15 protein-coding genes are annotated in these 12,676 nt (G+C 28.7%); 2 read left to right on the top strand and 13 right to left on the bottom strand.

Annotation, left to right across the window (positions count from 1 at the left end; translation table 11 throughout):
* Nucleotides 1-51: 51 nt before the first annotated feature.
* Both BMW96_RS00950 and BMW96_RS00945 read left to right on the top strand, forming a co-directional pair.
* Nucleotides 52-486: a hypothetical protein gene (locus BMW96_RS00950; protein ID WP_092351556.1), complete on the top strand. Its 435-nt coding sequence runs from the start codon at nt 52-54 to the stop codon at nt 484-486.
* A 1-nt stretch (nt 487) separates the two neighbouring features.
* Nucleotides 488-1,075, top strand: a complete 588-nt coding sequence (locus BMW96_RS00945) for a hypothetical protein (RefSeq protein WP_092351554.1) — start codon at nt 488-490, stop codon at nt 1,073-1,075.
* 30 nt (nt 1,076-1,105) lie between these two features.
* On the opposite strand, the gene BMW96_RS00940 is transcribed toward BMW96_RS00945, so the two are convergent.
* The 13 genes from BMW96_RS00940 to BMW96_RS00875 all read right to left on the bottom strand — a co-directional run bounded on the left by BMW96_RS00940 (nt 1,106) and on the right by BMW96_RS00875 (nt 12,675).
* The gene (locus tag BMW96_RS00940; RefSeq protein ID WP_092351552.1) at nt 1,106-1,432 is read right to left on the bottom strand and encodes a hypothetical protein; all 327 of its coding nucleotides are present in this window, start codon (nt 1,430-1,432) and stop codon (nt 1,106-1,108) included.
* Between the two features lie 908 nt (nt 1,433-2,340).
* Nucleotides 2,341-2,715 carry a hypothetical protein gene (locus BMW96_RS00935; RefSeq protein WP_092351550.1) on the bottom strand — a complete coding sequence of 125 codons (375 nt, stop codon included), beginning with the start codon at nt 2,713-2,715 and terminating at the stop codon, nt 2,341-2,343.
* Between the two features lie 40 nt (nt 2,716-2,755).
* Complete coding sequence (locus BMW96_RS00930; protein WP_092351548.1) at nt 2,756-2,941, bottom strand: hypothetical protein; 186 nt, start codon at nt 2,939-2,941, stop codon at nt 2,756-2,758.
* Between the two features lie 235 nt (nt 2,942-3,176).
* The gene (locus BMW96_RS00920) at nt 3,177-4,268 is read right to left on the bottom strand and encodes a peptidoglycan-binding protein (protein WP_092351544.1); all 1,092 of its coding nucleotides are present in this window, start codon (nt 4,266-4,268) and stop codon (nt 3,177-3,179) included.
* 59 nt (nt 4,269-4,327) lie between these two features.
* Nucleotides 4,328-4,708, bottom strand: coding sequence for a hypothetical protein (locus BMW96_RS00915; protein ID WP_092351542.1), 381 nt, complete (start codon nt 4,706-4,708; stop codon nt 4,328-4,330).
* 76 nt (nt 4,709-4,784) lie between these two features.
* The gene (locus BMW96_RS00910) at nt 4,785-5,021 is read right to left on the bottom strand and encodes a hypothetical protein (RefSeq protein ID WP_092351540.1); all 237 of its coding nucleotides are present in this window, start codon (nt 5,019-5,021) and stop codon (nt 4,785-4,787) included.
* Between the two features lie 23 nt (nt 5,022-5,044).
* Complete coding sequence (locus BMW96_RS00905; protein ID WP_092351538.1) at nt 5,045-5,533, bottom strand: hypothetical protein; 489 nt, start codon at nt 5,531-5,533, stop codon at nt 5,045-5,047.
* Nucleotides 5,533-6,378, bottom strand: a complete 846-nt coding sequence (locus BMW96_RS00900; RefSeq protein ID WP_092351537.1) for a hypothetical protein — start codon at nt 6,376-6,378, stop codon at nt 5,533-5,535. Before BMW96_RS00900 ends, BMW96_RS00905 begins: the two co-directional genes overlap by 1 nt.
* A gap of 14 nt (nt 6,379-6,392) precedes the next feature.
* Complete coding sequence (locus BMW96_RS00895; RefSeq protein WP_092351535.1) at nt 6,393-9,074, bottom strand: S8 family serine peptidase; 2,682 nt, start codon at nt 9,072-9,074, stop codon at nt 6,393-6,395.
* A gap of 11 nt (nt 9,075-9,085) precedes the next feature.
* Nucleotides 9,086-9,793 carry a hypothetical protein gene (locus BMW96_RS00890; RefSeq protein ID WP_092351533.1) on the bottom strand — a complete coding sequence of 236 codons (708 nt, stop codon included), beginning with the start codon at nt 9,791-9,793 and terminating at the stop codon, nt 9,086-9,088.
* Nucleotides 9,794-9,899: 106 nt separating this feature from the next.
* Nucleotides 9,900-10,634: a hypothetical protein gene (locus tag BMW96_RS00885; protein ID WP_092351531.1), complete on the bottom strand. Its 735-nt coding sequence runs from the start codon at nt 10,632-10,634 to the stop codon at nt 9,900-9,902.
* Nucleotides 10,635-10,660: 26 nt separating this feature from the next.
* Entirely contained in the window at nt 10,661-12,463 is a 1,803-nt protein-coding gene (locus BMW96_RS00880) for a hypothetical protein (RefSeq protein WP_092351529.1), read from the bottom strand.
* A 14-nt stretch (nt 12,464-12,477) separates the two neighbouring features.
* Complete coding sequence (locus BMW96_RS00875; protein WP_092351527.1) at nt 12,478-12,675, bottom strand: hypothetical protein; 198 nt, start codon at nt 12,673-12,675, stop codon at nt 12,478-12,480.
* Nucleotide 12,676: the final 1 nt, after the last annotated feature.

The raw sequence follows: 12,676 nt of genomic DNA, 5'->3' as shown, positions 1-12,676 counted from the left end.
AGTACTATATAATTAAAGTACAAACAAAAATGTTCATGGGGGGATAAAGAAATGAATCTAGAAGAAAGAATAAATAGAGCTGAAGAAGTAAAAAATAAATATTGTGAAATAATAAAAAAACTTCCAATATTGGAAGGAAGTGAAAAACAAATTTTATGGGCTAATGACATAAGAAAAACTTATGTTGAGTTAGTAAATGAATTTGTAGCCTACAAATTTGACAAAAAAAGATTAACACCCATAATCGTTAACTTGGTAGTAATTAATTATATGTTAGAAAACATTAAAGAAGCTAGGTTTTACATAAATAATAGAGTGTTGTTAAAATGTGGATATGAGGCAATGGCAGAACGGTTCGCTCTTAATAAAATAAAAAGACCTAGTGATTTTGATAGCTCGATTGATTATTTAGTTAGTCTTGTAAGAGATGGAATGGATATTGATAATATTATAAAAATGTTAAATGAAAAAATAAAGGAGAAATGATATGGAGCTAACTGTAAAAGAATTGAAAGAAAATATATTTAATTATTTAGAAAGTACAATAAAAAATACACCACAAAATTTTAAAGATTTAATAGAAGCTATTATTTTGTTTAAAGAAAAATGCAACACAAATCTTTCTGTGTTTGCTGGATTAGAATTTAATGCATGGGGAGATTTTCGTGGAGGGGTTATTAGAATAGGTGAAGGATATGCCAATGAAGACGAGCGTATTTTAATAGATAGTGATGATTTCGAACATTTTCAAAAATATGATAGTGTTAAAGATTATATTTTTGACTACATTTGCAAAGCTTTTCCTTTCTTCGATGAAGACAGTGATAGTTATGATGAAAAATCGTCTGATGATTTGTATGAAGAATTACACAAATCATTTAAAAAAGATGAAAAATTTGCAGAGTATGAAAAAAAATACTTATATATGAGAATGGCTGAAAGAATGAAAAAAAGATTTGAAACAATTTTAGTTGGTTCAGGGTTGACTGATAAAGCAGAGCAAACATATCCTTTAAAGGTGTATCATAACAATAGGTTGATAATTTCTTTTGGTATTAAATATAAAATTGACTAAATTAAGATAAATAAAAGGATGATCGCTAATTTAGATTGTCTTTTTATTATTACGCTTGACTCGCTCTATTATTTTACCTTTGTTATCTTCGTAATAATTTTTAAAATATTTTTTCTTTTTTTCTTTAGTTGCTATTTCTCTACATTCTACAGAACAATATATAAGATGTTTTTTTTCAATATAAAAAATTTTTTTACATACAGGACATTTTTTTGTTTTTTTCTGTCCACTGTATCGAGTAAAATTTCCTCTAGCATAATGTTCTCTTTTTCTTACTAAATAACATTCGTGTGAGCAAGTAATAACACCATTTTTGGAATTAAAAATCTTTCCACAAACTATGCATTTTTTTTGCATGATAAACTCTCCTTTAATATACATAAAGAAAAAGAACTTAATTTAAAGTTCTTTTTCAATACACCTTGTGTTGATATTAAAGTTATAGCTATCGATCGAGGTAATAATAAAATTTCAATACACCATGTGTTGATATTAAATTATTAAAATAAAGATATAAAATTATATCTAAATTTCAATACACCTCGTGTTGCTATTAACTATTAATATTATAGCAAATAAATATAGTTATGTAAATAAAAATATGAATTAAATATAAATAAAAAAACATAGTCGTAGATGATATTTAGAGAGGACTCGACTATGTATAAGAATATTATCATAAAAAATTAAAAAGATAAAGTATTTTATAGGCGGATAATAGAAGATGAAAAAAATGATTGTTTATAATATATTAAAAATGTCTTTACAACCCAAAAAAGTTTTACGCAAATATCATATATAACGCTTGTTAATTGAACATTTTCAACAAAAAGATACAGTGTAATAAAATGCATGTTTAAAAATTAGTTTTGTGGTTTTGAAAAAATAATATTTGGATAGAGCTAATCTTGAAAATCTTATGATAGTATTAGATTTAAATGTCAAAATGTTTGAATCATAAATTTTTCAATTAGCTAGTTTAAAAGTGTTCGTGGGTTATAATATAGGTGCTAAGGGAACAGCCAATAAATGGTTATACCTTGGATTTACTAAGAGAAATAACTATCCCGTAGCTTCCAAAACATATGAGGTAGTTATTTTTTTATTTGATTATATTATCTCTTGTTTAACACAAAATGTATAATATACAAAGTGTTTTTTTATTTAATTTTATTAAAATGCAAAAAAATAGGGCTGGGATATACTAATTAGATTTACTTTTAAATAAGTAATAATCTACCAATGTATCCCAGCCCTATTTTTTTTTAGTACTGTTCTTTAAATTTTTTCATTATGTATTCAAACCTTGCATCCAAATACCCATTATCAAAATCATATTTATCAATTAAACTGTGATAATCTTTATTTGCATCAATTAGATGCTCGTATTTTTCTTTAGAGAACACTGCTCCATTTTCTAATTCGTCAGCGGCAGTTAATATTTGGTGGCGAAGATTCTTCATCTCTTTTTTATCTGATTCTTTTATATGATATTCCAATCTTTCTCTTATATCTGCGTTGATTAAATTGCCAATCCATCTTAATGGATACAATTTTATCGGAGATACCTCAACAACTATACCAAAAGCTCCTAAAAATCCGATTATACTTGGCAAGTTTTCTTCAATAAAATTTAACATTTATTCAAATAATTCCTTTCACTACAAATTGTATAATGGTTTAATCTTTTACATTATCTTGCTTGATAAGAAATTGATTCTTAAACCAATATTCACTTTTCCTATTGCTAACTCTTGAAAATTCTTTGCCTTCTACAATTAGTTCAAATTCATCATCGTAATCTCCTATCTTTTCTAAGGCATCATGGTCAATATCTTTTGCTCCACGAACTATTTTTACTTTCATATAATTCTCCTTTAACATACTTGGTTAATAAATCCCAAACTGCTCGTCCATATTCTGTTTGACAGTTTCTAATTCATTAATTTTATTATTCTTAATCTCTATAATGTCCTCTTGGATTTTAATCTTGGCTTCCAAATTTCTATTTCTAGTCAATATATCAGATAATAAAATTAATAGGAATGCCACTAAAATAATCAGCATTCCTATAATCTTATTTTTAGTAAAATATCTCATATTACAAATTTAATAACTTTTTCCATGTATTGGTTCCAACTATACCATCAGGAGTTAGACTATGTTTTTTTTGGTAGTTGATTACTGCATTTTTAGTATTATCTCCAAAAATACCATCTGCTTTAATACCAAGTTTTTCCTGAAGTAATTTAGTTAGATTACCTCTAGTTCCCTTTTTTAATATTGGACATCCATTTAAAGTATTTTTACCTGGAATACCATCTACTTTTTGTTTACTAAACCCTTGTGTATTGCATTCAGCTTGTAATCTAGCTACCCAATCATTAGAATTATTTCTATTAGCATATACAGAGTTTAATTTGGAAATAGTTTTTTGACCAGCCAAACCATCAACTGTTAAACCATTATCCTTTTGAAATAATTTAACTGCTGATAAAGTATTTTCTCCAAAGTTGCCATCAGCTCCCGATTTGCCACATGTATATCCACATGCAATTAGTTTTGTTTGCATATCTTTTACATCGTTGTTATTATCGCCTTTAGATAAATAATTCTTAGAAGTTTGAGAAGGAGTAGGGGATAACTCGTCTTTAGGTATTGTTGTGTTTGGTATTTCACCAGTAATTCCTTTAACAATTGCATTAGCTATTTCATCTAAATTAAATCTGTTAACATCTTCTTGATTATCACAAAAGAATGCTTCAATAAGCAAAGCTGAATTTGTTGCATTTTTTAAATAATATAAATCTTTACGTGCTTTTACACCACGATTAACATATCCCAATGACGCAATTTCGTTTACGATAGCATTAGCATATTGTTCGGCTTTATTACCTAACTTGTAAATCAATACTTCTGTGCCTTTAGCATTGCCATCATAACAATTTAAATGAATTGAAACATCTAAATCTACTTCATTAGTATTAGCTTTTGAACAAATATCTTTCAAAATCGTTTTGGCCGATCCGCCAAACTCACATGTACAGTCATAAACTACATGTCCCAATACTCTTAGCTTAGAAATAACTTCATCTTTGATTTGTCTGTCAATAACACTTTCGTTTAAAATACCAACAGCACCACTTCCAATCATATTGTATGGTGCATGACCAGCATGAATATTAATTTTCATTTTGTTGCCTCCTGTATTAAAAGTTAAAAAGAGGGGAGTGCCCTCTTAGTTTTTCAAATTTATTTATTTTCAATTTTGTCAAAATCAATTGCATTATCCAATTGAAGTTGAACATATTCTTCAATTTCTTCAAATGTACTTTGTACAATTTCTTCAATCATTGATTTTGTGATAATAGTTTTAATAGCAGTAGGGACTAAAGCATATAATTTGTCTACAACTTCGTTAAATTTTTTACCACCCATTTTAGTTGTATCTTTGTAATTTTCCTCTGCTTCCTTGATATAAATTACTGTTTTTGCAGTTAGTTCGGCGATAACTTCTTGTATTTCTTTAGCCTTTTCTTGTGCTTTTTTAGAAGTTTCTAAGTAAATAGCTAAACCTCCTGTTATTAAGGTAGCGATTGTTGTTAAAATACTATAAATAATTTCTAAATTCATAATAATCTCCTTTATAAAATTAAAAAATGGATATTTCTATCCATAAACTATTTCAATAGAACAAAATATGTTTGCTCTATTTTTTATTAATTAAATTTGCCAATAGATCTTTATTTGGTTTTAATCTTAAATTAACAAATACTTTTACTAATTCTGTGTATTTTCTAGATGCTTCACAATCAACATCTTTCAAGAACTTATTAGCTTCATTTAGCTGTTTTTCAAATATATTCCATGTTTCTTCTTTGTAATTTTCTTTTTTCAAACTCTCATTGCTCTTAACAAATTCTTGTAATTTTTTAATATTATCCATAAATATTTCTCCTGTATATTTTTTTAATTTGTGGGTTTTAATCTAAGCCCTATATAAGCCATTGTCAACGCTGTATCAGCTTCATCAACTTCTTTTTGTGTTGCCCCTGGATATTCCAATATTTCATGTGCTTTTTCTAACGCAACTGCAAAAGGCAGCCATGAACTCTCAATATATTTATCTGATTCTAGATTTTTATATTGATTGTACGTTTTCTGTAAACTTGTTTTGTTACTGGTTACAACAACAATTCTTTGCCATTTTTTAATACCAGTAGGGATGTTTACGTATTTAGATGTAATATCCCACCAGTCACCACCCAATACAATGCTTGGATCAACACTATCCTTTAATCCTATTACTATGCCTATTGGATAAATTTTATCAATCAACTCATTTTTAGCTACAAATAGTGATTTTAATCGAATTAATAAATAGCTTAAAGAGACAGTTCCAACACACTTATTTGAAACTGTCTCTCTTGAAAATAATTTTTTTATAAAATTTGGCATTATGCAAACACTTCATTAATTATATTATCAATATCACTTGTTGTAGCAAAATCAATAGTAATGTTTTCTAAATTATCTAACTTGTCTTTATACTCATTAGTGAAATCATTTGTAGATAACCCTTTACCATCTTCTTTATCTACTTTGCTTGTCACTTTACCATTAACAATAGTTTCAACTTGAGCAGATGTCTGGAATCCAGAATCATTAGTCAATAGAGAAGTTTTGGTTGGCAATTCGCTTTTTAAGGCATAAGAGCTTAAATCTACATTACCACCTAAATTATCCCATTCAGTACCAGTCCAACCAACATTGTCTCCAGCTTTAATATTGTTAGTACTATCAGCTGCTTCAATGTTCCACACATCACCTACAATATTTCCAGAAGTAGGCAAGGCTGCATAATTAGCTTTGCTTCCTTTGTATTTATAAACACTAGCTATATCTGTTTTCTTTGCATAATCGACAAGTTTAGAATCAACATTTTCAGCGGTTTGGAAATCACTATCATTTGTAAACTGACTTAATTTATCAGGTTTTCCAACAACATTCTCCCAATTTACGCTATCTGCTTCTCCGCCACCTGTAGCGCTTAAATTACCATCAGTGTCAATTGTTAAACCAGCTCCAACTTTAACCCCACCAAGGATAGTTGAACTAGCTTTTGGCAATGTATAATTGCTTAAACTTTTTAATTTATTCTTTTCTGCTGTTGTATAGTCTTCAGTAGACAGTTGTTTTCCGTCTACTTTGTCAACTTTGTTATTCAATAAAACATCAATTTGTCTTTTGAAACCAGTTGCAAATTTTCTTAGCAAATCTAATGTTATATGTATTTTATTCATCTGATCATTCCTCCTTATCCAAATAAATCTGAGATTATATTATCTACATCTTCGCTTGTTGCGAACTTGCTGTTATCTCCAGCTATCTCATCAATTTTTTGTTCGACAGATTTAAATGTTCCGTCTTCATTTTCTTCATTCTTATACTGAACTGCAGTAGCATCGACTAATGGAAATTTTCCATTATTTGCTTGTCTCAATCCTGAAATTAGAGTTACACTTCCTTTGTATTCCACTTTGCCTTCATCTCCTTCTATTTCTGTAATATTGTTGTTAATTTTTAATTGTCTTGCTACATTATCAAGAACCTCGTCGTTTGATAACGCTTTGCTGAATACTCTCACTTCTGAAAAATTGGCTCCTACTACTGCTTTATTATGCATTTTTGAATTTCCTATACATATTTTTAAATTGTTTGGCATTCTATCTGTTAAATATTCTTCAAGAATTTTATTTCCATCTAAATAAATAATTATTTGTTGTACCCCTTTATTAAAAACACAAGTTATATTGTTTTGATTAAATGCGTTTTTGATATTAGGAAACTGATTGTAATACTGTTTTGTATAATCACTCTTGCCATTTATATCCCTCTCTAATAACCCTACAAGCATAAGATTATTATCTTTTACTGTTGCCATAAAATCTAATGTGAAAAATTCATCTTCATTATAATTATAAAGAGAAAAAATTCTTCCATTATATTTAAGGTCAATAATGTTTCCAACATAAAACGATACTGTAAAATCTGTTTGGATATGAGGTATTTCTAAATATCCATTAACACTTGTAATATTCAAATTATTATCAATGTCAACGGTATTTAATTTTATATTACTTCCTTCAATAGAGTTTATCCATTCACCATTAGGTGTAAAATTTTCTCTTTCAAATTTACCAACCATACTTGTGTTTTCTTCTTCAATTTTAGCCTCAGTTATGCTATTAACTGTAATAGGTATATTTTTTTTTATTGATCCATCATTGGAAAATACTACCACTTCACATGAGCCTACACTCAATGCAAATAATGTGTTATCTTCACTTATTTGAACTATATTGTTATCTGTGGATTCTATAGTAATATTATTATTATAAATATTATCTGGTAGAAGTTTATATTTGAGTTTATATTTTGAATATAAATCCATAGTAACAGATTCCTCCGCCTGGATTGATTCTGCAAGAATATCAAAACTTTCCATAGTATTATATGTAGAAAAATCAATTCTACCATTCCCGATTTTATATCTATGATATTGTTTTAAAGGATTACATCTTCTAACTATCTCGTCTATCACTTCATCTTTAGTTGGCTTTTTACCATGTTTTTTAGTAAGTAACACTTGTATAATTCCTGCATATCCTGCCACTAGAGGAACAGAATAAGATGTTCCATTAAAATATCGATATATAAAATTTTTTGTACTGTTTGAAAATTCTGGAGCGTAACCAAATGCCCTTTCTGCTAAATCAACACCTTGGCACCAGGTTGATATTTGATATATGGTATTGTTGTTCCCTAGTCCAGCAACATAATGCATAAACCCGCCATCCTCAATCAAATGAGAACCTGGATATTCGGTTAAAGTATGATCATCAGTGTTTAACGCACCATCACCATCATTCCCAACACTGGAAATTACAAGTCTCTTTTTATTATTTGATAATGATGCAGCAATTTTAGTGGCAAGTTCTAAATTGGTGAATGATTGAGCTAGATATATTATATCTATAGTATCATCATAAAAATCACGAATCAAATTAAAGTAAGCATCAGTCTTATAACTATCATTGTTCATTGAGTCTAATAATTTAAACTTACATCTAGGCAATACTCCATATATTTTATTTGAAGCTCCAATAACAGATAAAGTTTTAGTACCATGAGATTGAAAATCGCCTTGAGCAATAGAAGCGTTTGTTTTGTCAATTAAAGAAGTAGGATTGGTTGCAGTATTAAATTGTTTATGCTCAAGTATTCTGTTACTTTCAATTTCTGGATGATTTAGTGCATAGCCATTTTCTTTAGAACTAACTACTAACCCCTCACCATATTCAGCAGATTCCCAAACATCAGTAACATGAGATTCTTTTATGTTCATACATTTTGCATATTCTTCTTCATTGTAAATAATTGCACTTCCAAAGTACCAGTCTTTAGGAATAGATGTTTTTTCTAATTTTTTGCGCACATCTCTTTCATATAGTTGATCCATTGTCATATTTTCGAACTCTCTAGGAGGTACAAAATCATACATAATAATGGAACCAAACGCCTTGTTATTCCTATCTGGAAGGGAATTGATCATATTTGTCATAGCACTTTCATTTGTACACATTGGATTGTTTTGAATATGTACATATTGCAAAGCGTTAGAGTTAGTAAATTCTAATTTGTTAATATTGTTATTGTACGCTACAAATTTCTTTAATAAGGTACATAAATATAAATTAATATTGTTAATTCCATTGTTCGAAATATCTATTTCAGTAATATTTTGAGCATTATTTATAACAATATAATGAGAATCAGTATTTCCGAAATCATGTTCAACAACAATTTCATTTTTACTTAAATTATAATTTTCAGTTTCTGTTCCAAATTTGACAGAAACTGAATTAACTCCTTTTAATTTTACTATTATCCTTTGTTTGCTGGAAACAAAGGATAATGATCCTATAATATTTGCCACGTCAAACCTCCTTATTTACAAGTTACAGTCTGTGTACCCAAATTTGCGTTGTCGGACTTGTAAATATCATAGTTCTCTGTATATCCAGACGCATTTGTAAATTCAATAGTGGCAACTTTAGTAAATCCTCCATCGAATCCACCAACATTGAAATTGACAGCACCATAACGAGCTGGCACAGCATAGAATAGATATTCATTTTCTCCAGCAGTAGCTGTAAATGTTTTGTTTTTATTGGCTTGCAATCCTTTTGTTAATGTTAATACAAATGTACTATCGTATGTACTAGGCACTGCTTTGGCGCCCCAATACACACCGTTTAAAAAAGTGATGGCAGTAGTTTTAGTTGTGCTTGCATCTTTTTCATCTACTGCTCTTAATGTAAATGTTTTATTTGTTGTAATATTTTGACCTGTCAAGGTCTTAGAAGTGTCAGTTGCAGAAACATTTGTACCATCTAAAGTTAATGTTTTAGCCTTTTTGTTTAATGTCCAGTTTAAGACAACATCTGTGATTGTTGTACCCATTTCCTGAGTGTTTTTGTTATTTGTGAATGAATTAATAGCTATGGGTTTGTAATTAAACTCATCCTGAGTAACGAAATTTGCATTAATATATTCTAATGCATGCTTTAGTCCGTTAGTCCCTACAACTTTTTCCGCTGTTTGTTCGTCAATTAAAGCGTTTAGTGCTTTAGCACTTAATTTTGTTTTTACCATTTTACTTCCTCCTTTTATTTAAAATCGTAATTTTATTCTTGTTAGAAAAAGTCAATTATTGTTAAGATAATTGACTTTAATCATTACATATACCAGATATGATGAATTATTTCTTTTGGGTAAATACTTCGTCACATAATTTATCTACCTCTTGATTATTAATAAAATCAATAATACAATTGCAGTTTTTATTTGAATTAAACACATCATTGCATATATCATCTATTTCTTTAAATGTAGCAAAATCTATAGTTGGATTTTCATTTATTTTTAGATTTGGAGTAATTATTTCACTGTCCTTATTTTTTATAATCAGTCTAAAAGAATCTTCTGTATCCTCATAGATTGATATAGTAGGGGAGAAGCCATTAAACCATCCGCTTTCTATTTTGTTAATCAGATCATCTTTTAAATCTAATAATTCATCATATAAAAACTTTATATTTGGATCTAATCCCTCTACCTCATCGTCTTCATCAAAAATAGAACGCATTGTTTTTAGATAAAACTTGTTAGATACTTTGATAAAGCTGTTTTCATTAATTGATTCACCAGGCTTAATTTTTTTATTTCTAAAAGCAACTTGACATAAGTATTTGCCTGGATATCTAGTCATAAAAGATGGTATTTTAAACTCATTATTTTCAATTAAGATATGCTTAACCTTTTCGTCATGTTCGCTTCTAATAATTACATAATAATAAAAACCAGGTACAAATAAGTCCTGGTTTGTAAATCTTATTACATTAGAATTAATATCATGCTGGTTTCCAACCTTGTACTCATATATTTTAGTTTGTTCACCAAAAGTTAGAATTTTATCAACATAAAAATTATCCATCAGTTGCTCCTTTCTTACTGTTTTATTTACACTGTAACAGGAATAGGTGGCGCTCCAGTGTTCATTAATACAACAGTAACCTTAAATGATGACTTTACTGTTGTGTCAATCCAATCAAGATTGAGCTCATCATTACTCTCTATATAGATGCGTGCTTCTTCTTGTGAGATTAATCTGGTTCTTCCCATAGAAATATCATGAACACTTATAGACAATATGATTGTATTGGTTACATCAAATCCGATAGGTAACGGTTTTGAGAACGATGCATAATCATAATTAACATCAAAATTGAATTCTACAGTTGAAATATTAGGAACTTCATCTTCTAAAGCTAATCTTCTTAGACCATTATTTGAACTAATCCAGTAGGGGACGGAACTGCTTTTAATTCCTACTTTAATAGAACCATCGCCAATTACAACAAAAGGATAGTTCTGTGTTGTATTATTTTCCTGAAATGATTCAGCACCAATTAACTCATATTCCAAATTAGAAATTTTTCCTTTTATTTTTGCTCCATCACTTAAAATTCCTCCCATTGAAGTCATAATATCATATTCATTCGAGTTATTTCCTATTTTACATTTTGGTATACCACTTGAATACAAACACATCTGGTTAGAATTGTTTCCAAGATTAAATTTATTACTTAAATTGTTAAACAGCCTATATGTAGTACCACTTGAGCTAATCCAATAAAATTGAGTGCTGTTATTTTTTAAATAAACATTTCCGTTATTAAAATGCAAACCGCTATTTAACCGAAGCTCACCAGTTAATGTACCTCCATTTATATTGAGTTTGTTATTTAAAAGACCGTTGATTTCAGTTTTATCATAATAGTCTTCCAAACCAAAAGCTGTTGGTAATACAAAATTAAGTACTGGATTATTTTTATCTCCAACTAAAAAAACAGCAGCACTTCCTTGACTAACAGTACCAATAGTAAAATTTGGAGTGAACTCACCATTGTTCAATTTGGTAGTTAAAGTTGAGTGTATACTATTGCAGTTATTTATTGCAGTAGTAGTAGCAGCTTTACGTTCGTTTTCGCTATTTATTCGTTCGTTTTCATTGGTTTTTCTAGTATTCTCATTGCTTATTCTTTTTGTTTCGTTAGCTTTTCTAGTGTTTTCATTAGAATTTCTAGTATTTTCACCAGAAACTCTTTCTTCCTCATTAGATTCACGGGTATCCTCGTTTTGTTCTCTTGTACTTTCATTAGAATTTCTAGTGTTTTCATTAGAATTTCTATTAGATTCAGCGTTTTGTCTAACTGCTTCATTTTGAGAAACTTCGTGTTCTAATTGCAATAATGTCTCAGTTTGTTCTTCTACCAATCTTAAAAGTTCATCAACTTTATTCTTTTGTTCTGTTACAATTTCCTGATGCTGTTTTGCTTGCTCAATTAATTCATTTAAATCATCTCTGAGATATTTGTCTATATATTCTTCAACAATAGAAGTTACTGCTTCTTGCCATAATAAATCATCTTCTGGTAGAATATTTCCACCAGTTGATTTATTAACTCTAAAACTTAATTGATTTGTATTTACTACTTTGTTTTCCTTGTATAAAGAAAAAGCAATGTTGATATAACCATTGCTTTCAAATGCATTTGGTGGAATTGTGAAAATATTATTATTCAGTCCTCTTGGATGAGCTATTGCTTGTCCGTTGTTTATATATCCAACTACTGGAGTAATAATATATAAATCATCAAAAGAAGGGTCTTTTTCAAACTCTATTTCAATATTACCACTATATTGGGATGGAATATTTTTGAAATCTGCAAATAAATTATTTCCATGTTGAACAATTTTCAATGTTTGTTACCATCCTATTTTATTTTTGTCATTAAAAAAGATTGAATGTCTTCAATCTTTTTTTCAATTTCTTCATCCATAACTATAATAGTATGGCGTTCGTTTTCTTTAATCTTTTGTCCATCTTCATTTATTTCTGAATAAGTGAAAGTAAGGTTTTTACCTTCAGCAGTAGTAAGTGAGGTAAATGAAGTTATAACTTTTTTTGTCATT

It is taken from the genome of Thomasclavelia cocleata, assembly GCF_900102365.1.
Classification (GTDB): Bacteria; Bacillota_I; Bacilli_A; order Erysipelotrichales; family Coprobacillaceae; genus Thomasclavelia; species Thomasclavelia cocleata.
The sequence above is the reverse complement of the archived record's forward strand: the minus strand, read 5'-3'. Positions and strand labels throughout refer to the sequence as shown.